The 20,077-nt window shown below is 64.2% G+C and carries 19 protein-coding genes and 1 riboswitch; of the genes, 8 read left to right on the plus strand and 11 right to left on the minus strand.

Annotation, left to right across the window (positions count from 1 at the left end):
* Positions 1–13: 13 nt before the first annotated feature.
* A complete protein-coding gene (locus EV688_RS01195; RefSeq protein WP_117316906.1) occupies positions 14–1,078 on the minus strand; it encodes a 3-deoxy-7-phosphoheptulonate synthase in 1,065 nt (354 codons plus the stop codon).
* Positions 1,079–1,221: 143 nt separating this feature from the next.
* On the opposite strand from EV688_RS01195, the gene EV688_RS01200 reads away from it, so the two are divergent.
* Both EV688_RS01200 and EV688_RS01205 read left to right on the plus strand, forming a co-directional pair.
* Positions 1,222–3,303 carry an alpha/beta hydrolase family protein gene (locus EV688_RS01200; RefSeq protein ID WP_117316539.1) on the plus strand — a complete coding sequence of 694 codons (2,082 nt, stop codon included), beginning with the start codon at positions 1,222–1,224 and terminating at the stop codon, positions 3,301–3,303.
* 52 nt (positions 3,304–3,355) lie between these two features.
* Positions 3,356–4,018 carry a glutathione S-transferase family protein gene (locus EV688_RS01205; RefSeq protein WP_117316541.1) on the plus strand — a complete coding sequence of 221 codons (663 nt, stop codon included), beginning with the start codon at positions 3,356–3,358 and terminating at the stop codon, positions 4,016–4,018.
* A 47-nt stretch (positions 4,019–4,065) separates the two neighbouring features.
* On the opposite strand, the gene EV688_RS01210 is transcribed toward EV688_RS01205, so the two are convergent.
* Both EV688_RS01210 and udk read right to left on the minus strand, forming a co-directional pair.
* On the minus strand, positions 4,066–5,286 hold the full coding sequence (locus EV688_RS01210) for a NupC/NupG family nucleoside CNT transporter (protein ID WP_117316543.1): 1,221 nt from the start codon (positions 5,284–5,286) through the stop codon (positions 4,066–4,068).
* The gene (gene udk, locus EV688_RS01215; protein ID WP_240624291.1) at positions 5,283–5,936 is read right to left on the minus strand and encodes a uridine kinase; all 654 of its coding nucleotides are present in this window, start codon (positions 5,934–5,936) and stop codon (positions 5,283–5,285) included. Before udk ends, EV688_RS01210 begins: the two co-directional genes overlap by 4 nt.
* 209 nt (positions 5,937–6,145) lie before the next feature.
* Here udk and EV688_RS01220 point away from each other — a divergent pair, with 209 nt between their 5' ends.
* Positions 6,146–7,750: a hybrid sensor histidine kinase/response regulator gene (locus EV688_RS01220; protein WP_117316545.1), complete on the plus strand. Its 1,605-nt coding sequence runs from the start codon at positions 6,146–6,148 to the stop codon at positions 7,748–7,750.
* On the opposite strand, the gene EV688_RS01225 is transcribed toward EV688_RS01220, so the two are convergent.
* Positions 7,734–8,279, minus strand: a complete 546-nt coding sequence (locus EV688_RS01225) for a DUF501 domain-containing protein (protein ID WP_117316547.1) — start codon at positions 8,277–8,279, stop codon at positions 7,734–7,736. The genes EV688_RS01220 and EV688_RS01225 overlap by 17 nt on opposite strands.
* Positions 8,280–8,361: 82 nt before the next feature.
* Positions 8,362–8,538, plus strand: a riboswitch (cobalamin riboswitch).
* A gap of 96 nt (positions 8,539–8,634) precedes the next feature.
* Here EV688_RS01225 and cobO point away from each other — a divergent pair.
* The 4 genes from cobO (at position 8,635) to EV688_RS01245 (ending at position 12,055) form a co-directional block, all read left to right on the plus strand.
* Complete coding sequence (cobO, locus tag EV688_RS01230) at positions 8,635–9,258, plus strand: cob(I)yrinic acid a,c-diamide adenosyltransferase (RefSeq protein ID WP_117316549.1); 624 nt, start codon at positions 8,635–8,637, stop codon at positions 9,256–9,258.
* Between the two features lie 4 nt (positions 9,259–9,262).
* The gene (locus EV688_RS01235) at positions 9,263–10,303 is read left to right on the plus strand and encodes a FecCD family ABC transporter permease (RefSeq protein WP_240624292.1); all 1,041 of its coding nucleotides are present in this window, start codon (positions 9,263–9,265) and stop codon (positions 10,301–10,303) included.
* The gene (locus tag EV688_RS01240; RefSeq protein WP_205686571.1) at positions 10,300–11,088 is read left to right on the plus strand and encodes a heme ABC transporter ATP-binding protein; all 789 of its coding nucleotides are present in this window, start codon (positions 10,300–10,302) and stop codon (positions 11,086–11,088) included. The genes EV688_RS01235 and EV688_RS01240 overlap by 4 nt, the downstream gene beginning before the upstream one ends.
* Before the next feature lie 109 nt (positions 11,089–11,197).
* Positions 11,198–12,055 carry a cobalamin-binding protein gene (locus EV688_RS01245; RefSeq protein ID WP_205686572.1) on the plus strand — a complete coding sequence of 286 codons (858 nt, stop codon included), beginning with the start codon at positions 11,198–11,200 and terminating at the stop codon, positions 12,053–12,055.
* Here EV688_RS01245 and sstT read toward each other — a convergent pair.
* The 3 genes from sstT to EV688_RS01260 are packed head-to-tail and all read right to left on the minus strand — an operon-like array spanning position 12,036 to position 14,588.
* Entirely contained in the window at positions 12,036–13,271 is a 1,236-nt protein-coding gene (gene sstT, locus EV688_RS01250) for a serine/threonine transporter SstT (protein WP_240624293.1), read from the minus strand. The two genes, EV688_RS01245 and sstT, sit on opposite strands and share 20 nt — an antisense overlap.
* 4 nt (positions 13,272–13,275) lie before the next feature.
* Positions 13,276–14,043, minus strand: coding sequence for a class II aldolase/adducin family protein (locus tag EV688_RS01255; RefSeq protein ID WP_420867053.1), 768 nt, complete (start codon positions 14,041–14,043; stop codon positions 13,276–13,278).
* 23 nt (positions 14,044–14,066) lie between these two features.
* A complete protein-coding gene (locus EV688_RS01260; RefSeq protein ID WP_117316559.1) occupies positions 14,067–14,588 on the minus strand; it encodes a winged helix-turn-helix transcriptional regulator in 522 nt (173 codons plus the stop codon).
* A 115-nt stretch (positions 14,589–14,703) separates the two neighbouring features.
* Between EV688_RS01260 and EV688_RS01265 the strand changes: the two genes are divergently transcribed.
* On the plus strand, positions 14,704–15,939 hold the full coding sequence (locus EV688_RS01265) for a M24 family metallopeptidase (RefSeq protein WP_117316561.1): 1,236 nt from the start codon (positions 14,704–14,706) through the stop codon (positions 15,937–15,939).
* 63 nt (positions 15,940–16,002) lie between these two features.
* Here EV688_RS01265 and EV688_RS01270 read toward each other — a convergent pair whose 3' ends face one another.
* The 4 genes from EV688_RS01270 to EV688_RS01285 all read right to left on the minus strand — a co-directional run bounded on the left by EV688_RS01270 (position 16,003) and on the right by EV688_RS01285 (position 20,052).
* Positions 16,003–17,601, minus strand: coding sequence for an isocitrate lyase (locus EV688_RS01270; protein WP_117316563.1), 1,599 nt, complete (start codon positions 17,599–17,601; stop codon positions 16,003–16,005).
* 146 nt (positions 17,602–17,747) lie between these two features.
* A complete protein-coding gene (locus tag EV688_RS01275) occupies positions 17,748–18,830 on the minus strand; it encodes a hypothetical protein (RefSeq protein ID WP_117316566.1) in 1,083 nt (360 codons plus the stop codon).
* Entirely contained in the window at positions 18,827–19,687 is an 861-nt protein-coding gene (locus tag EV688_RS01280) for an ABC transporter ATP-binding protein (RefSeq protein ID WP_117316568.1), read from the minus strand. Before EV688_RS01280 ends, EV688_RS01275 begins: the two co-directional genes overlap by 4 nt.
* Positions 19,684–20,052, minus strand: a complete 369-nt coding sequence (locus EV688_RS01285; RefSeq protein ID WP_117316570.1) for a GntR family transcriptional regulator — start codon at positions 20,050–20,052, stop codon at positions 19,684–19,686. Before EV688_RS01285 ends, EV688_RS01280 begins: the two co-directional genes overlap by 4 nt.
* Between the last annotated feature and the right edge of the window lie 25 nt (positions 20,053–20,077).

Consider the following 20,077-nt stretch of genomic DNA (forward strand, 5'->3'; position numbering starts at 1 on the left):
GCCTGCCTCGTCGTCAGCCGCCTATGACGATACGCCTCTGCTGCACCGCCTCTGCCAGTCTTTTCAGTACATCACGGGTGGACTCCCAGGACATGCAGGGATCGGTAATGCTCTGACCGTACACCAGGGGCTGTCCGGGAACCACGTTCTGCCGCCCCTCCACCAGATTGCTCTCGAGCATCAATCCGAAAATACCGCGACTGCCTCGGCTTATCTGGGTGGCAACATCGCGGGCGACATCCACCTGACGCGCCGGTATCTTGCGACTGTTGGCGTGACTCGCGTCAATCATGATGCGCACCGGCAGCCCGGCGTTGAGGAGAAGTTCACTGGCATCGTCCACCGAGAACATGTCGTAGTTCGGGTGGCGACCTCCCCGCAGGATGATGTGGCAGTCCTCGTTTCCGGTGGTCTGGAAAATCGCGGAATGGCCCTGTTTCGTCACTGACAGGAAATGGTGCGGCTGGGACGCCGATTTGATCGCGTCTACCGCCACCTGTATGTCGCCGTCAGTGGCATTCTTGAAGCCCACCGGACAGGACAGCCCCGACGACAGTTCACGGTGTGTCTGGCTCTCGGTGGTGCGCGCGCCGATAGCGCCCCAGGACACGAGGTCCGCCAGATACTGCGGGCTGATGAGGTCGAGATACTCGGTGCCTGCGGGCAGGCCCATTTCCGCCAGGTCCAGCAGCAGTTTGCGGGCGAGGTGCAGCCCCTTGTTGATCTGGAAGGTATTGTTCAGGTCCGGGTCGTTGATCAGCCCCTTCCAGCCAACGGTGGTGCGCGGCTTCTCGAAATATACCCGCATGACAATACAGAGATCGGCGGCAAGCTCATCGGCGAGCTGCTTCAACCCGCGGGCATACTCGATAGCGGCTGCGGGATCATGGATGGAACAGGGTCCCACAACGACAACAAGGCGGTCATCCTCTCCCGCGAGCACGTCGTGGATGGCGCGCCGCGCGACCGAGACGGTGCCGGCCGCCGCGTCTGACAGGGGAACCTCGGCGACCAGCGCCGCGGGGGCGATCAGCTCATTGGTTTTCTGAATGCGCAGGTCATCGGTGGAGGACGTCATGACAGTACCGCTCGTTTTCATTGCTGGAACAAGCTGCGTAATATAGCACGCGGTGACTTCTGCAGTGACACCGACCCGGGTACCGAAACGTCCCGGGGTGCCTGACACGATATTTTTTCCAACCGTTTGCCCGGAGGCCATGCATGCGCTCACAACGCCTTTCTCAATTACCGCTGCTACCCCTGCTGCTCGGCCTGATCGGTACCCTCCTGACGGTATCGACCGCGCAGGCACAGACGCCTTTCTCACCCATGGATGTCTTTGAACTGGAGTGGGCGGACGACCCGCAGATATCTCCGGATGGCGAGCACGTGCTCTACCGCCGCATGGGCATGGACGCGCTCACGGATTCCCGCCGCGGCAACCTGTGGCTGGTGTCCGCGTCCGGCGAGGAACACCGCAAGCTCACCAGTTTCGAGGGCGCGGAGACCAGCGCGCGCTGGTCTCCGGATGGCTCGAGAATCGCCTACGTGCGCGAGAACGCGGACGCCGAAAGCAGCGATATCCACGTTTACTGGCTCACGTCGGGCGAGCACGCCCGGGTAACCCGCGTCAGCGGCACGCCCAACGAGCTGCGCTGGTCGCCGGATGGCGAGCAGATCGCCTTCAGCCTCACGGTCAAGAGCAAGCCCCCGCAGCTCGTCAGCATGCCGGAGGCCCCCGAGGGCGCAAGCTGGGCCGCAGCGGCGCGGGTCACTGACCGCATGTACCACGAGCGCGACGGCAGCGGCTACATCGAACCCGGCTTCACCCATGTGTTCGTGGCACCGGCGGACGGCGGCAGCGCACGCCAGGTCAGCAGCGGTGATTTCCACCACCGGCATCCGGCATGGAGCCCGGACGCAAAGCAGCTTTACGTGAGCAGCAATCGCAGTGATGACTGGGAACACGACTTCCGCACCAGCCACCTCTACACGATCGATGTCGACAGCGGCGACATTCAGCAGATTACCGAGGATGACGGCCCCGCCTCGCAACCCGTGGTCTCACCCGATGGACGCTATCTGGCCTGGCTTGGCTTCACGGATCGTCGCCGCGCCTATCAGAATACCGAGCTGCGGATCGCGAGCAGAGATCCCCAGGCTGGCGATACCGGCGAGGGCTTCCGCCGTCTCGCCAGGGATCGGGATCTGAGCATCGACGCGGCGACGTGGGCAGCTGATAGCAGCGGCCTGTATGTCCTGTACGAGGAAAGCGGCAGCACGCGTCTCGGTCTGGTGACCCTGGACGGCGACTTTCGGGAACTCGCCCGCGATATCGGCGGCACCAGCATCGGCAGACCCTATCCCGGAGGCTCGTTCTCCGTCTCTGCCAGCAACCGACTCGCCTTCAACATCACGCGCCCGGAATACCCGGCGGATGTCGCCATCCTTGACGGCACCCGGCAGACACGCCTGACCCACCTGAACCGCGAACTGCTCGCCTACCGTGACCTCGGCCGCACACAGGCCATCACCTGGGAATCCTCCGCGGACGGCCGGGAAATCCAGGGCTGGATCATTACGCCCCCCGGTTTCGATCCGGAGCAGCAATACCCGCTGCTGGTGGAAAACCACGGCGGCCCCATTCTCAATTACGGCGAACGCTTCTCGCCCGAGCTGCAGCTATTTGCGGCGGAGGGCTACGTGGTGTTCTACCCCAACCCCCGCGGCAGCACCGGCTATGGCGAGGACTTCTCGGACCTCCTCTACCACAACTACCCCGGTGAGGATTACGACGATGTCATGAGCGGTATCGACGCAGTCATTGAAAAGGGCTTTATCGACGAGGATCGCCTGTACGTTACCGGCGGCAGCGCCGGCGGCATCATGAGCGCCTGGATGATCGGCAAGTCCGACCGCTTCCGCGCCGCCGCCGTGGTCAAGCCGGTCATGAACTGGTACAGCAAGCTACTGAACGCCGACAACTGGTTCCAGTACTTCGAGGTTCGTTATCCCGGCGTGCCGTGGACAAACCAGGAGGACTACATGCGCTTCTCCCCCATCTCCCTGGTCGGCAACGTGAATACCCCGACCCTGGTCATGGTGGGCATGGACGACCTGCGCACGCCCCCCTCCCAGGCCAAGCAGCTGTATCATGCGCTGAAGTACCGCAAGGTCGACACCGTGCTGGTGGAATTACCCGGCGCCTCGCACTTCATCGGCAAGCGGCCAAGCCAGATGATCAGCAAGGTGCTGCATATTCTGGAGTGGTTCCGCCGCTACGATGCGCCCGCCCCGGATTGAGCCGGCTTCCCGAAACAACCCATTGGCTGACCGCCAAACAAGGACACAACGCATGATCACGCTGTACGGCTTTGCCTATTCCAACTACTACAACATCGTCAAGCATGCCCTGATGGCCAAGGGCATCGCCTTCGAGGAGCACAAGGTGTATCCCGGAGACGCCACGCTGCTGGATGCCAGCCCGCTGGGCAAGATTCCGGCCATCCGCACCGCCAACGGCGCAACGCTGTCTGAAACCAGCGTCATTCTTGACTATCTCGAGGACGCCTACCCGGAAACCCCGCTGCTGCCGGCTGACGCGGAAGCGCGGGGCAAGGTCCGGCAGCTGGCAAAGATTACCGAACTCTATCTCGAGCTGCCCGCACGACGCCTGCTGCCGTTTGCCCTCGGCGGTCGCCAGGCGCCGGATGCCGTAAAGGAAGAGGTGCGCGGCGTGCTCGAGCGCGGCATCGGCGCCATCAACACGCTCACACAGTTCTCGCCCTACTGCTGCGGCAGTGCGCTGACTACGGCGGATGTCACCCTGCGCTATGCCCTGGCGATCCCGAAGCTGGTCGGCCCGGGCCAGCTCGGCATGGATATCGTCGCCGCCATCGACGGGCTTGCCGAGTGGGACGCCATGATGAGCGAGGGTGATGTCGCCGCCAAAGTGGACGCCGACATGCAGGCCAACCGCGACGAATTCATGGCTTACGTGGCAAAAATGCAGGCGTGATCCGGGCCTTCACTGACGGGGCAGCACCGCCTGAGCCGGGTGCGGACTCACGCCAGCGACAGAAACAACCCGGCAATGGCGGCGCTCATGAGGTTGGCCATGAAACCGGCAAACACCGCGCGCAGGCCCAGCTCGGCGACATCGCTCCGACGCGAGGGGGCCAGTGTACCCAGCCCCCCCAGCAGTATCGCGATCGACGAGAAATTGGCGAAACCGCACAGGGCAAATGACACCACCGCCTGGCTGTGCTGACTGAGCTGGCTGCGATCCTCGTAGAAGGTGGTGAAGGCGACAAACTCATTCAGCACCAGCTTCTGGCCAATCAGGTTACCGGCCACGGAGGCCTCGCCCCAGGGCACACCGAGCATGAACGCCAGCGGCCGGAACAGGGTCCCGAGCAACAGCTCCAGAGACAGGGCCTCGACACCCACCGCATCCCCCATCCAGCCCAGAATGCCGTTCAGCAGGGCAATCAGGCCGATGAAGGCCAGCAGCATGGCGCCGATATTCACGGCCAGTGCCAGCCCATTCGCAGCACCGGCGGCGGCGGCATCGAAGACGTTGACGTGCGGCTCGTCCGCAATGCCGGTGGCAGCATCGGACACCTGCAGTGACTCCGTTTCCGGCAGCAGCAGTTTTGCCATCAGCAGGCCACCGGGCGCGGCCATGAAACTGGCGGCAAGCAGGTATTTCATCTCGACACCCAGAGCCACATAGCCCGCCAGCACCGAGCCGGCGACCGTTGCCATGCCGCCCACCATGACCGCAAACAGCTCCGAGCGCGTCATGCTCGGCAGGTAGGGTTTGATAACCAGCGGCGCTTCCGTCTGGCTGACAAAGATGTTTGCCGTCGCCGACAGGGATTCGGCGCGGCCAGTGCCCAACAACCAGCGCAGCGCACCGCCGATCACGCGAATCAGCCAGCCCATGATGCCGATGTAATAGAGAACGGCCACCAGGGACGAGAAGAAAATAATCACCGGCAGCACATGAAAGGCGAACACAAAGCCTATCTCGAACCGGCCAATGTCACCGAAAAGAAAATCGATCCCCGACTGGGCATACCCCAGTACACCCGAGACACGACTGGACAGCCATTCCAGACCCGCCCGCCCGGCAGGCACGTAAAGCACGATACCGGCGATAGCGACCTGCAGACCCAGTGCACCGCCCACCGTGCGCCAATTGACAGCACTGCGGTGAGCGGACGCAGCGTAGGCGATACCCAGCAACAGAACGATGCAGGCGACGCTGAGCGCCGTGGTCACGCCTTGATATCCGCAGTCGGGGACTCGCGCAGCAGGCCCAGCACCATGCTGCCCACCACATCCAGCGCCACCGCGTTGCGACCGCCCCCGGTAATGACCATGTCCGCATAGCGGGCCGTGTTCTGGATGAACTCGTAATACATGGGGCGCACGGTGTTTTCGTACTGCTCGGTAATGGACTCCAGCGTGCGCCCCCGGTCCTGCATGTCGCGGGCAATTCGGCGCAGCAGACAGATATCCAGCGGCGTGTCGACGAAGAACTTGATATCGAATTCGGCGCGAAGGCCGGGGTCGCTGAGCAGCAGGATGCCCTCGACAATCACTACCGGCGCCGGCCTTACCCGCTCCACGTCGGCAGCACGGGTATGTTGGCTGTAATCGTACACCGGCACATCCACCGCTTCGCCCCGGCGCAGACACTGCAGGTGATGCTGAAGCAACTCCTGCTCGAGAGCCGCAGGATGGTCATAGTTGACCTTCTCCCGTGCCTCGAGCGACAGGTGACTCTGGTCGCGGTAGTAGGCGTCTTCCTTGATCAGGGCCAGGCCGAGGAGAGGCTCCAGTTCGGCAACCCGCTCGCGTATTGTCTGGGCAAAAAGCGTCTTTCCGGAGCCGGAAGGGCCGGCAATCGCAATAAAGCAGGGAAGCAAGGAAGATCTCCAGTCACACGGCTGTCGGCGGGGAGTGTAATCCATGATGCGTCCCTGCGCATCGTGGCAAGCAATGAGGGCCACGCCCGGCATCGGCCCACGGCCTGTCTCGCCGGTCCGGGGCGGCGTTGCGCCATCTTCGACGGGTGATACACTGTCACACCTGACTTCGCAACCTGCGCAGTAACAGCGCATCCGGAGCGGCATACATGGACAGGAACTTCGATGACGCCAGAACCGGTGACCCCGTCATCGATGGCGCAGCGGCCGCAGTCACTGTCGAGGATCTCAGCAGCATCGTCGAGCACTCGCTGAATGAAATCTATGTGTTCGGCCTGGAAACGCTGCGTTTTCTCTACGTGAATCAGCCCGCCCGCGACAACCTCGGGTACGCCGCCTCAGAACTCGCCGCCCTCACCCCGGTTGACCTGAAGCCGGAGTTAACGCGTGAACAGTTCACAGACCTGGTCGCGCCCCTGCGCGACGGGCGGCAGGACAGGCTCGTCTTCGAAACGCGGCACCAGCGCAAGAATGGCAGTACCTACCCGGTGGAGGTTCACCTGCAGCCTGGCTATTATTCGGGCCAGCGGGTCGCCACCGCGATCATTCTGGACATCACCGAGCGCGCGCGGGCGCAGGAAGCGCGGGAAGCCATGGAGCGGCAGCTGCAGCAGGCGCAGAAAATGGAGAGCCTGGGTATTCTTGCCGGTGGCATTGCCCATGACTTCAACAACATTCTCACCAGCATACTGGGCTTTGCCGATCTGGCGATGGAGGACATCGACGGCGCGCATCCGGCGAGGGAGCATATTTCGGAGCTGGTCAAGGGCGCGCGCCGTGGTGCCGAACTCACCCAGCAGATGCTGGCCTATTCCGGCAAGGGCAAGTTTGTCGTCGAGCCGGTCAATCTGCAGAGCCTGATCGCTGACATGGGACGTCTGCTACAGGTCTCCATTCCACGCTCCTGCGGCCTGCACTATCACTTCGCGCCCACGCTGCCGGCGATACGCGCCGATGCGACGCAGATACGCCAGGTGCTTCTCAACCTGATCATCAACGCCGCGGAGGCCATCGGTCCGGAGACCTCCGGGATCATCAGCGTCACCACGGGAAGCCTCGACTGCGACGAGGATTATCTGCTCGACCTGTTTCCCAACGAATCCCTGCAGCCGGGGACTTACGTGTGCCTCGAAGTCTCGGACTCCGGCGCGGGAATGGATGAAACCACGCGCAAGCGCATCTTCGACCCTTTCTTCACCACCAAGGACACCGGTCGCGGTCTCGGCCTGTCGGCCATTCTCGGCATCGTGCTGGGCCACGGCGGCAGCATCAAGGTTTACAGCGAGCCGGGCGCCGGCAGTAGCTTCAAGCTGCTTTTCCCCGCGCTTGCGGAAGCGGCCGACAGCATGCTGACCGAGACCGCACCGGCGAATCACTGGCAGGGGGCCGGCAAAGTGCTTGTGGTGGAAGACGAGGATCTGGTGCTGGCATTGGCAGAACAGCTCTTCCGGCGCATGGGCTTTGAGGTGATCACCAGCACTGACGGTGTCGAGGGTCTCGCCGCATTCCGTGAGCACCACGCCGATCTGCAGCTGGTCTTCCTCGACATGAACATGCCCAACATGGGGGGCGAGGAGGCATTCCGGGAAATGCGCCGGATCAATGCCAGTGTCCCCACACTGCTGTGCAGCGGCTACAACGAGCAGACCGCGATCAACCGCTTCGCCGGCAAGGGCCTGGCCGGCTTTATACAGAAGCCCTACACCTATCGCACGCTCAGTGCAGTGGTGAAGGACGTTATCGAGGGGGGGTGACTACGGCAGCCACGCCCTGGTCTGCCGCGCCTTCGGCCCACAGGGCCTCCAGCATATTCCCAACGGTATTGGCCTCCACGAGGTGCGCGGCATACCAGGTGTGCAGGCAGCGTATGCGGGTGAAGTCCGCAATACCCCCGATGCCCCGCTGGCGGATGGCGGGCCACTGGCCGCTGGCGTCGAGGTGCACCCGCTCCGTGGCACTGAGAAAGGATTCGCGTCTCGCTATATGGCGGCGGTGATCGCTGGCCATCGCCGCCTGCAGCGCCGGATCGGCATCCACGCGAGCCTGCAGCCGGGCGATCGTGCCGCGCGCCTCTGCCTGGTCAATCCGGTAGTTGATGGCCGGATCAATCAGCCAGTACAGCGTTGGAAATGGCTTTGCATTCACCACAGACGCCACGCGGATGACCACCGGGTGGCCCTCGCCGTCGGCCACGGCGACCTCGCGCAGTCCGCGGGGCTCGCGGCCGAGTCGTTCGGCAATCTGCCGCAGGGTGTTGTCGTCAACTTGACATTCAGTATCCACGGGGCAGGATTCTACCCTATCCCGCGGCCACTGGGGGACAGGAACACAGGCTGAATGTTTGACTTTGCAAGCCCCTCGCCCTACAGTCTGCGCCGTTCAGGGTGCCTGCCGATGCGTGCCAAGCACAGCATCTGGGCAGGTTAAATGGGAAGTCTGGTGAGCGGCGTGGCACTGCCCCGCGGCAAGTCCAGCGCTGCCCCCGCAACGGTAAGCGACAGCGCGTCGCAAGCCCGATACCTGCCCTGACACACGCAACGATGGAGCGGAGGGCTTCGTGCAAGGTTGCCGAATGCCCGCGCATTTAGTTCCCTTCTGGCCCTCTCTCAATCGCCACCCGGCTATTGAGGCAATTGCCATGCATGACGACAACGACCAGAGCCAGCGCCGTGAGGCAAAACACCGACAGGCCATGGAAAAGCAGAAGGCCAGCGTGGATGCCAGTATCCAGGCGGCAGAGATCGAGCGCGGCGTGGCCATACTCCTGACGGGAAATGGCAAGGGAAAATCCAGCTCTGCCTTTGGCATGGTGATGCGCGCCCTCGGCTATGGCCATCGGGTCGGCGTCATCCAGTTCATCAAGGGACAGCAGCTGTCGGGGGAAGAGCTCTATCTGCGCGACAAGTGTCCGGATGTCACCTTCTATCAGATGGGTACCGGCTTCACCTGGGACACCCAGGATCGCAGCGGCGATATCGCCGCCGCCGAGCGCACCTGGGCCGAAGCGGTCCCGCTGCTGCGGGACCCCGCGTATGACCTGGTGGTGCTCGACGAACTCACCTACATGCTGGCCTTCGACTACCTTCCCGAGGCCGCGGTGCTGGCGGCCATCGCTGATCGCCCGCGGGAACAGAGCGTCGTGGTGACCGGACGCGGTGGCGGCAGCGCCCTGCAGGACATCATGGATACCGTCTCGGAAGTCCGCGACGTGAAGCATGCCTTTGCCAGCGGCATCAAGGCGCGCAAGGGCGTGGACTACTGATCCCGTGTACGGCGACCGCTCGTCCCGGGCCCGACGGGTTATCGCCGTACTCACCGGCCTGCAGCTACCGGCACTGCTTCTCGGTGTTGCCCTCGGCGTGGTCGCGCTCTCCCCCGACGAGCTGCTGGGCGCGCTGGCAGACATGCTGCGCGGCGACACCTCCAGCCAGGCGGCACTGATTGTCGGACATATCCGCCTGCCGCGAACACTGCTCGCCGCCGCCTGCGGCACTATCCTGGCTCTTTGCGGCGCGGTCACCCAGGGGCTGTTCCGCAACCCACTCGCCGATCCCTCGCTGATCGGCGTCACCGGCGGCGCCAGCCTTGGGGCGGCACTGGTCATGGTGCTCGCCGCACCGGCCGGTCTCGCGCTGATGCTGGGCCTGGTTTCCGCGGGGGCTTTCCTTGGCGGCGCCGCGGCCGTGGTTCTGGTCTACCGCCTGGCGACCGACAGCAGCGGCACCTCTGTGGCCACGATGTTGCTGGCGGGTATCGGCATCACCGCGCTGTCAGGCGCCGCAGTCAGCCTGCTGGAATTTCACGCCGACAACCAGATGCTGCGACGAATCAGCCTGTGGAAAATGGGCAGTTTCGACAATGCACGACTGCCGGAACTCGGTCTGGCGTTTGGCGTCACGGCCCTGCTCTGCACGGTTCTGCCGCGCTACGCCAGCGCGCTCAATGCCCTCCTGCTCGGCGAATCCGAGGCCTCTCATCTGGGCGTTGACGTGGCGCGGCTGAAGCGTCACCTGGTGGCCTGGGTCGCCCTCGGGGTCGGCGTGTCCGTGGCGCTGGCGGGAACCATTGCCTTTGTCGGCCTCGTTGTGCCGCACATGATCCGCCTGCTGACCGGTCCCGATCACCGTTACCTGCTGCCGGCATCGGCCCTGGCGGGCGCCCTGCTGCTGATGTGCGCAGATACGGCTGCAAGGCTGCTGGCGCCGCCGGCCGAGGTGCCGGTGGGCATACTCACCGCCCTGCTCGGCGTGCCGTTCTTCATGTCTTTGCTGCGTCAGCGGCGCCAGTTCGGACTGCCCGCCGCGTGACAACGCTGGCCCTTCACGACGCCAGTGCAGGGTGGGGGGCCTGCCCGGTACTCACCGGCATCAGCCTGCGCTGCAAGGCCGGCGATATTGTGGGGCTGCTGGGGCCGAACGGTGCCGGCAAGTCGACACTGCTGCGCCTGATTGCCGGGGATACCGACCTGCTCGCCGGCAGCGCAGAGCTCGGCAGCAAGCCTCTGGCGAGCTGGTCTTCGGCCGCGCGGGCCCGGTGCATTGCCTATCTGCCGCAGGCTTCGTCACTGACCTTCCCCTTCACTGTATCCGAGGTCGTCGCCCTCGGCCGACTGCCTCACGCCGGCGGACGGCAATGCGACATGACGCTGGTCGAGTGGGCGCTGGCGGCGACCGACACACAGCCGATCGCCAACCGTCTGTACCCTCTGCTGTCGGGTGGAGAAAAACAGCGGGTGCAGCTCGCCCGCGTACTTTGCCAGCTGGAGACGGACGCCAGCGGTGGATCCCTTGACGGCAAGCTGCTCCTGCTGGATGAGCCCACCGCCGCACTGGACCTGCGTCACCAGCAGGACCTTGTGGCGCTGCTGCGGCAGCTGGCCGGGCGCGGCTGCACGGTGCTGGTTGCGCTGCACGATATCAACCTGCTGTCGAGCCTGTGTCATCGCGTCATGGTCGTAGACCGGGGACACGGTATCGCCCTGGGCACCCCGGCCGAGGTCTTCTCGGCGGATTTCCTGCAGTCCCTGTATGGCACGCCGCTTTGCGTCAGCACCCACCCCACTGGAGGATACCCGCTTGTTTTTCCGCAATAGACCCGCACCATTGCCGATCGAACAAAGCCCCGGGTGCCTACAGCCAGCGCGCAGGTCCCATCGCCTCCGGGACCTCGCCGCGGTCATCGCGGGCGCCGTGGCTATGTTCATGGCGCAGCCGGGACTGGCGCAGGGCGTCACGGCCACCGGCAGCGATGGCGTCAGCGTGGCACTGCCAGCGCCCGCGGAGCGCATAGTCGCGCTCGCGCCCCACCTCGCGGAGAACCTGTTTGCGGCGGGTGCGGGCGACACCCTGATTGCCACGGTGGAGTACAGCGACTATCCGCCCGATGCGCGCGCCATCCCGCGCATCGGCGGCTACAATAGCCTGAGTATCGAGGCCATCGTGGCACAGCAGCCCGATCTGGTGCTGGCCTGGGGTTCCGGCACCGGTCATGACATCGTCCGACGACTGCGCGAGCTTGGCATTCCCGTATACAGTGACGAGATCGGTGAATTGACTGATATTGCCGACTCCCTGCGCACCCTCGGCCGACTCACGGGAAACCGCACGACGGCGGAGCGCAGCGCGGAAGGGTTCGAGAGTGAACTGGCAGGCTTGCGGGAAAGCGCCGCGGGCGACGCCACGCTCGAGGTGTTCTACCAGATATGGCACGACCCGCTGCAGACGATCGGCGGCGGTCACCTGATCAGCGAGGTGATCGCCCTCTGCGGCGGACGCAACATCTTTGGCGATGTGCGGGGTCTGGCACCGCGCATCAGCCGGGAAGCCGTGCTGCTGCGCAATCCCGACGTGATTGTCGCCAGCGGCAGCAGCGAGGACGTTGCCGCCTGGCTGTCGCAGTGGCGGGAGCTGCCGGGTCTGCGCGCCGTGGAAACGGGCGCGCTCTACGTTGTCAATCCCGACCTGATCGAACGGCCGACGCCGCGACTGCTGTCTGGCGCACGCGAACTCTGCGCGCGCTTTGACAGCGCGAGGGCATCCGCTAGGAGTGCTCCTCGCTGACGGACCGGCCCGCGGAAGATCCCGGCAGTGGCATGCGGTCGATCGCATAGGTATACACCACATCTGTGCTGGAATTCAGCGCAGTCTCGGCGGAATCCTGCAGCACGCTGATGACGAAGCCCACGGCCACTACCTGCATAGCGACGTCCAGCGGAATCCCGAACAGGGAGCAGGCCAGCGGAATCAGCAGCAGGCTGCCCGAGGGCACGCCGCTTGCGCCGCAGGCCGCCAGCGCCGACACCACACAGAGCACCAGGGCGGCGCCGAAGGACACGTCAATGCCCAGGGTATTGGTGGCGGCCAGGGTCAGCACGGTGATGGTAATTGCCGCGCCCGCCATGTTCACGGTAGCACCGATGGGTATGGTCATGCTGTAGAGCTCCTCGCTGATGCCGAGGGACTTCGCCAGGGTAAGGTTGACCGGAATGTTGGCCGCCGAGCTGCGCGTGAAGAATGCGGTGATCCCCGAGCCCTCGAGGCAGCGCAGCACAATGGGGTAGGGATTCTCGCGGGTGATGAGGAACACCAGCAGGGGGTTGACCAGCAGGGCCATCACCAGCATGGCCGACACCAGCAGCAGCGCGACGCTGGCATAGCCCGCCAGCGCGCTGGCGCCGGAGGTCGCCACCGTTGACGCCACCAGCCCGAAAATACCCACGGGGGCGAGCCGGATCACGTAGCGCACGACATCGGCAACGCCACCGGCCAGGGTTTCCAGGTTATCGCGGAAGGCCTGGGGCGCAGAGCGAAAGCTGACGCCAAGCAGCACGGCCCAGGTCAGGCAGCCGAGGAAATTCCCGGTCAGCAGCGCATTCACCGGATTGTCCACCAGTTTGAACAGAACATCGGAGAGCACGTCACCGACAGCGGCCGGCGGGGTGCCCTGTGCCGCATCCGCCAGTACCAGCGTCTGTGGAAAAGCCCAGCTCAGGGTCAGTGCCACCAGCGCCGCACTCACGGTTCCGACGAGGTAAAGCAGCAGTGTCAGAAAGGTCTTGCGGCCATCGTTGCCGCTTTCATGGCGGTTGGCAATGGCCGACATGACCAGCAGCATGACCAGCAGTGGCGCCACCGCCTTGAGCATGCTGACAAAGAGCTGCCCGGCGAGGCCAACCGCCTCGCCCGCGGTTGGCAGCATAAGCCCAAGAATGGCACCGAGAACGACGCCCGCAAGTATCTGGGGGACCAGGCCCCAGCGCATGGGATTCAATAGCACGGGATCAGTCCAGAAGGTCCGGCTGCTCGGCGACGATCACATCGTACAGGGGCTGGAAGCTGAACCAGCCCGCCAGCGTGGAGCCGACCGTCTCCCGCGTCTGCACGGCGTACTCGTGCGGAATGGGTTTCGGCGTGCCCGCGGCCTCGGCCAGGAGCTGCGCCTGGCAGCTGCGTTCCATGGTCACGAACCACCAGGCAGCCTCGTCGACCGATTCGCCAACCGTCAGCAGCCCGTGGTTCTGCAGGATGACCGCCTTGTTGTCGCCCAGCGTCGTCGCCAGCTTCTCACCCTCGGCCGGGTCGAGCACCACGCCGGTGAAGGCGTCGAGCAGCGCATGATCCTCGTAGAAGGCACAGGCATCCTGCGTCAGCGGTGCGAGTTTGCGACCCAGGCTGGCGAAGGCCTTGCCGTACAGCGAGTGCGCGTGTGCAGCCGCCGTGACCCGCGGATGTGCCATGTGAATGCGCGAGTGAATGGTAAACGCGGCGCCGTTCAGCAGCCCCTCTCCCTCGACCACATTACCCGCGTGGTCGACACAGAGCAGGTCCGAGACGCGCATCTGCTTGAACGAGCGCCCCATGGGATTGACCCAGAAATGATCGCCATGCTCCGGGTCGCGCACGGTAATGTGCCCCGCGACCCCCTCATCAAAGCCGAAGCGCCCGAAAATACGCAGCGACGCGGCCAGACGCTGCTTGCGCTTGAGGCGCTCCGCGCCGACGTCCTCAAAGGCGCTGGACGCCATGTCGTCGACGGCGTCGCGATTCATGATGATGTTATTGGCGTTCTGGTTCATGAGATCTTCTCCAGCAGGGGAAACTTCGGCAGTTTAACATCCCCGACACAGGTATGTGCGGCGTGCAGTGCCAGCGCCGGGCCGGCACGTGGCGACACGCCCTCCGGACGCAGAACCTCGCCGCAGTGGCTGCAGGTGAGAACCGGCTGGGTTCGCTCGCCACAGGCGTTGTGAACATAGTCCACGGGTGCGCCCTCGCCCAGATCCATCCACTCGTCGCCCCAGCGGCCGAGCGTCATCAGCACCGGATAGAGTGCAAGCCCCTTGCGGGTGAGACGGTACTCGTAGCGGACAGGGCGGTCGCTGTAGAGCACCCGGGTCAGCACGCCCTGCTCCACCAGTTTGCCGAGGCGCTCGGACAGGCGGTGCCGCGTGATGCCCAGACTGGACTGGAACTGGTCGAATCGTCGCGTGCCCAGAAAAGCATCACGCAGAATCAGCAGCGTCCAGCGCTCACCGACCACGGACAAGGCTCTGGCTACCGAGCATACCTGTCTGTCTATGTCATCCCAGCGCATGGGGTTCCTCCGATGTCCGGTGAGTATAGGCAAGCGGTCCCGCGGGGAAAACCACCGCCGGGCGAGTCCTGTTATCATGCCTGCGACGATACGCAGGCAGACGAGGGATATCGACATGACAACAGGCGTTGGCGGCAGTGATGCGGCAACCGAGCTCGAGGCCATCCGGCCCATGCTCGCGGGCATCGAACCCATCGCAGACTCCGAATACCGGGCGCGCCTCGCACGGGCACGCTCGCTCCTGGCTGACAGCGGTGCCGAAGCACTGTACTTGAATGCCGGCACCAACCTGCGTTACTTCACCGGCACGGTCTGGCCGCCGAGTGAACGTCTGGTGGGCGCCGTTCTCACCGCCGACGGCGAATTGCACTACATTGCGCCCGCCTTTGAGCGTAACACCCTGACAGGCTTCATGGTGACAGAGGGCGAGCTGCACTGCTGGGAAGAGCACGAAGATCCCTACCTTCTGGTGGCAAGCATCGTTTCGGTCGAGGGACGCGCGCCAGGTAGCCTTGCCGTGGACGAATCCGCGCCATTCTTTCTGGTGGATGGGCTGTGCCGCGCACTGCCGGATACCCGGGTGCTCGCGGCGACCGACATCACCCGCAGCTGCCGCGCGCGCAAAAGTGCGGCAGAGCTGGCGCTGATGCAGCGCGCCAAGGACATCACGCTGCAGATACAGCGCCATACCGCGCGAATTCTTCGTCCGGGCATCACCACAGCAGAGGTGACCGAATTCATTCACGCGGCACATCGCGCAGCGGGCACCCGGGGATCGTATTTCTGCATTGTCCTGTTCGGGCCGGACAGTGCTTTTCCCCACGGCGTTGCTGCGCCAAAGGCCCTCGAGGAAGGCGACATGGTGCTCATCGATACCGGGTGTCAGGTGGAGGGCTATATCTCCGACATCACCCGCAGCTATGTCTTTGGCGACCCCACGGAGCGCCAGCGGGAGATCTGGGCGACGGAAAAAGCAGCGCAGCAGGCGGCATTCGCCGCGGTGACGCCAGGCAAGCCCTGCGGCACCATCGATGCCGCTGCCCGCGGGGTTATCGAGGGCGCTGGCCTGGGTCCTGAGTACCGGCTGCCCGGATTGCCGCATCGCACCGGGCACGGGATCGGCCTGGATATTCACGAGGCCCCATACCTCGTCCGCGGCGACGACACGCCGCTGGTACCGGGCATGTGCTTCAGCAACGAGCCGATGATCTGTGTCCCCGGGCATTTCGGCGTGCGCCTGGAAGACCACTTCCATGTTACCGAAAACGGCGCGCAGTGGTTCACCCAGCCCTCGGCAGATATCGACGATCCGTTCAGGGACATACCGCCACCGCCGGGCAGCGCGGCCTGAGACGGCCCACAACGAACGCAAAAAAGGGCGGTAAACCGCCCCTTTTTCTGTCTGACGCTGCAATCAACCGAACTGGTTCATGGTGTTGTCCTTGCCACCGGCCTTCAGCGCCTGCTCGCCGGAGAAGTACTCCTTGTGGTCGTCGCCCATGTTCGATCCGGCCATGTCCTGGTGCTTGACGCAGGCAATCCCCTCGCGGATCTCCTTGCGCTGCACACCTTCCACATAGGCCAGCATGCCCGCTTCGCCGAAGTAACCACGTGCAAGGTTGTCTGTTGACAGCGCCGCCGTGTGATAGGTGGGCAGCGTAATCAGGTGATGGAAAATGCCGGCCTTGGCCGAGGCCTCGGACTGGAATGCCTGGATCCACTGGTCCGCTTCCTGCGCCAGCTCCGTCGTGTCGTACTCGGCCTTCATCAGCGCATCGCGCTCGTAGGCCGAGAGATCGCGCCCCTCCCCCTGCCAGGCGTCAAACACCTGCTGGCGGAAACTCAGCGTCCAGTTGAAAGACGGCGAGTTGTTGTACACGAGTTTCGCGTCCGGTACCTGGCGGCGGATCTCATCCACCATCGCGCCGATCTGGCCGACATGCGGCTTCTCGGTCTCGATCCACAGCAGGTCGGCGCCGTGCTGCAGGCTGGTGATGCAGTCGAGAATGACCCGAGCCTCACCGGTTCCCGCCTTGAAGCGGTAGAGACCGTTGGGCAGGCGCACCGGGCGCACCAGCTTGCCGTCCTTTTTGATCACCACATCCCCCTCGTTGACGTCATCCGCCGACCGCACTTCCTCGGTTTCCAGGAAGGCGTTGTACTGCGACGCCAGGTCGCCGGGCTCGCGGGAGACGGGGATTTTCTGGGTCAGGCCGGCGCCGAGGGAATCCGTGCGCGCCACAATCACGCCGTCGGGCACACCCAGTTCCAGGAAGGCGTAGCGAATGGCGTTGATCTTCGACAGGAAGTCCTCGTGGGGCACCGTCACCTTGCCGTCCTGGTGGCCACACTGCTTGGCATCGGAGACCTGGTTCTCGACCTGGATCGCGCAGGCCCCCGCCTCGATCATCTTCTTTGCCAGCAGGTAGGTGGCTTCCTCGTTGCCGAAACCGGCGTCGATGTCGGCGATGATCGGCACGACGTGGGTCTCGAAGTTGTTGATGGCGTCGAGCAGGCGCTTCTCGGCGACCTGATCACCGGCATCTCTCGCGGTCTGCAGTTCGCGGAACAGGTGGTTGAGCTCGCGGGCATCGGCCTGTCGCAGAAAGGTGTAAAGCTCTTCGATCAGCGCCGGGACCGTGGTTTTCTCATGCATGGACTGATCTGGCAGCGGACCGAATTCGCTGCGCAGGGCGGCAATCATCCAGCCGGACAGGTACAGGTAGCGCTTGCTGGTTGTGCCATGGTGCTTCTTGATGGCGATCAGCTTCTGCTGGCCTATAAAGCCGTGCCAGCAGCCTAGCGACTGGGTGTACTGCGCGGTGTCGGCATCGTAGGCCGCCATGTCGGCGCGCATGATGCCCGCCGTGTAGCGGGCGATATCCAGCCCGGTAAGGAAGCGGTTCTGCAGGCGCATGCGCGCCGCGTATTCCGGATTGATGTTATTCCAGGTACCGCCCTGCTGTGCACACAGCTGGGCAAATTCCGCCGTCGTTTCCTGATACGTCGCCATGGGATTTCCTCAAATGCCAGAACCAGTTCAATCGCCGTGCGACAACGCGCCAGCGACAATGGCAAAGAGTGTAGCCAGCAACGCGTCATAAATGAAATAGATGTATTATATCTTTGACATTCATAGTGAAAATAGTTGGTGCCCTGTCAGATTTCCCAGCGGTGCCGTCTCAGGGTGACAGCCAGGGTCGTCGCCAGCGCCGCGAAAACGAGTCCGGCAAGGAGGGACAGCCAGTCCACGGCAGCCCAGTCGGGCCCGAACAGGTAGAAGCCCACGCCATCATCGCTCTCCGTCAGGTGCGGCAGGTGCCGGCCAACGGCGTCGAGAACGACGCTGGTCCTAAGGAAGATCGACTCCAGCACAATCGCGCCGATCACCGGCACGACGGCGAGCAGAAAGGGCGAGCGCCTCGCCGCGGCGGAGGCCAGCAGCAGCCAGGCGCAGGTTGGCGCCAGCCACAGTGCACTGAGCAGCCAGCCCCCGATCTGGTCCACCAGCAATCGCGCCGGGGCCAGATTGCCCGCCAGCACCGCCATCGGCTGCATGTCGAGACGCCAGACCATCAGCATGGCGAGCAGCGTGGTCACAACCTGCAGCAGGATACTGATGGCGATGAGGATGGCCGGTGCCACGATGAGCGCCACGGCGAGTTTGCTGAGCACGCTCTCCCATTCGCTGACCGGCAGAGAGCGCCAGAACAGGATGCTGCGGTCCTTGCGGTCATCGTAAAGTGCGCCGAGCAGATACTGCGCAACCGCGATCATCAGCACCAGCAGCAGCGCGTTATGCAGCAGGTTCAGCAGCGGATTCAGGCTGCGAATGCGTTCATCCGTGGCCTCGCTGGCGGGCATCCCGCGATCCGTCACGGGCGGCGGGCTGAAGGTCCAGTCAAGGTCGAAGTCCCAGGCGGATTCCGGCACATCCTGCGTTGCGGGACGCGACGCCAGGTCGATGCTGTCCTCGGCGTCGCCGATGCCGACAGCGCCTCGCCGGTCCTCGCTGCCAGCGCGGATAATGATCCCCGGGCTTTCCCCGTCTGCCTGCTTTTCGATGACCTGGATGAGGGTATCTCCAAACACACTGATGCGATCGACCACGAGTACGCTCAGCAGCATAGCCACAGCGAGAAGCACGGCGAGTAGCAGGGGTGCCCAGAAGAAGGCACGCCGGTGCTCGCGCAGCTCGCGCTGCAGGAGTGTGAAAATACGCAGGGAACGGCTGCGGTTCATGAGCGCACCTCCCGGCTCAGTTTTGCCACAAACAGATCGGAGACCGACGGCGTGCGACAGTCGCCCAGGGGTGTCAGCAGGTGCCGCTCGACATCCTCATAGATGATGGCCTTGCCGCCGAGGATGCTGCGCTTGCCGACGTGGGGAATGCTTTCGGCCCGGGCCACGGCATCGCCGACACAGTGCAGCTCGACGAAGCTCGACTCCAGCTCCGCCAGCGGTCGGTTGAGGACGATGCGGCCATGATCCATGAACACCACGTGGGTCAGGATATTCTCCACTTCCTCAACCTGGTGTGTGGAGATGAGAATGGTGCGCTGTTCGTCGAAGTAATCGTTGAGCAGCTGCTCGAAAAAGCGCCGCCGGAAAAGAATGTCCAGGCCCAGCGTAGGCTCGTCCAGAATCAGCAGTCGGGCATCGATCGCCATGACCAGCGCCAGGTGCAGCTGCACGGTCATGCCCTTGGACAGCTCACCGACGCGGCGTGCGGGGGCGACATCGGTGGCGGCAAGAAAGGTTTCGGCGAGCGCGCGGTCAAAGCGGGGATGCAGGCCATTGACCGCATCCAGGAGCTGATCAACCCGCATCCAGCGCGGCAGCACGGCGGTATCGGCGATGAAGCTGACCTCCTCCATCAGGCGCGCGTGCTCACGCACAGGCTGCCTGCCCAGCACCGACAGCTCCCCCTGTGCCGGGGTCAGGCCCAGCAGCGCCCGCAGCAGCGTCGTCTTGCCGGCACCGTTGGGCCCGATCAGCCCCACCACGGCGCCGGCGGGAATATCGAGGTCCACATGATCGACGGCGGGCACGCCAGCGAACGCCCGGAACAGACCCCGCGCCTTAATGATGTCTGTCATTCCCTTTCGCCCCGTTCCTGCAGCAGCCGCTCGACCACTGCGTCCATGCCGAGACCCAGCATGCGCACACGCTGTGCAAATGCCGGGACCTCCTCTTCCAGAAACCGCGCCTGCTCGTCCTGCGTCAGTGCACTGCGCGCACCCTGGGTGACAAACATACCGAGCCCGCGACGTTTTTCCAGCAAGCCGATATCCACCAGCTCCTGATACGCCTTGGCAACGGTCAGGTGGTTGATCTTGTAGTCGGCGGCCACCTGACGCACCGACGGCACGGCCTCGCCCTCGGGGAAGGTCCCGTCCATCACCCGCTCCACGACAAGTTCACGCAGCTGGCGATAGATCGGCTGTCTGTCATTCCACTCCACTCGTTCAGTCCTTGCCGCGTTTCAG

The sequence above is a fragment of the Chromatocurvus halotolerans genome, from assembly GCF_004340525.1.
GTDB classification, from domain to species: Bacteria; Pseudomonadota; Gammaproteobacteria; order Pseudomonadales; family Halieaceae; genus Chromatocurvus; species Chromatocurvus halotolerans.

Bases quoted from the DNA above. Each gene is read 5' to 3' on its own strand.
- EV688_RS01255 (WP_420867053.1), bottom strand. From the start codon at position 14,043: ATGAATCGCGACGCCGTCGACGACATGGCGTCCAGCGCCTTTGAGGAC.
- EV688_RS01200 (WP_117316539.1), top strand. From the start codon at position 1,222: ATGCGCTCACAACGCCTTTCTCAATTACCGCTGCTACCCCTGCTGCTC.
- EV688_RS01265 (WP_117316561.1), top strand. From the start codon at position 14,704: ATGACAACAGGCGTTGGCGGCAGTGATGCGGCAACCGAGCTCGAGGCC.
- EV688_RS01260 (WP_117316559.1), bottom strand. From the start codon at position 14,588: ATGCGCTGGGATGACATAGACAGACAGGTATGCTCGGTAGCCAGAGCC.
- cobO (WP_117316549.1), top strand. From the start codon at position 8,635: ATGCATGACGACAACGACCAGAGCCAGCGCCGTGAGGCAAAACACCGA.
- EV688_RS01220 (WP_117316545.1), top strand. From the start codon at position 6,146: ATGGACAGGAACTTCGATGACGCCAGAACCGGTGACCCCGTCATCGAT.
- EV688_RS01195 (WP_117316906.1), bottom strand. From the start codon at position 1,078: ATGACGTCCTCCACCGATGACCTGCGCATTCAGAAAACCAATGAGCTG.
- EV688_RS01275 (WP_117316566.1), bottom strand. From the start codon at position 18,830: ATGAACCGCAGCCGTTCCCTGCGTATTTTCACACTCCTGCAGCGCGAG.
- EV688_RS01280 (WP_117316568.1), bottom strand. From the start codon at position 19,687: ATGACAGACATCATTAAGGCGCGGGGTCTGTTCCGGGCGTTCGCTGGC.
- EV688_RS01245 (WP_205686572.1), top strand. From the start codon at position 11,198: ATGGCGCAGCCGGGACTGGCGCAGGGCGTCACGGCCACCGGCAGCGAT.
- EV688_RS01205 (WP_117316541.1), top strand. From the start codon at position 3,356: ATGATCACGCTGTACGGCTTTGCCTATTCCAACTACTACAACATCGTC.
- EV688_RS01270 (WP_117316563.1), bottom strand. From the start codon at position 17,601: ATGGCGACGTATCAGGAAACGACGGCGGAATTTGCCCAGCTGTGTGCA.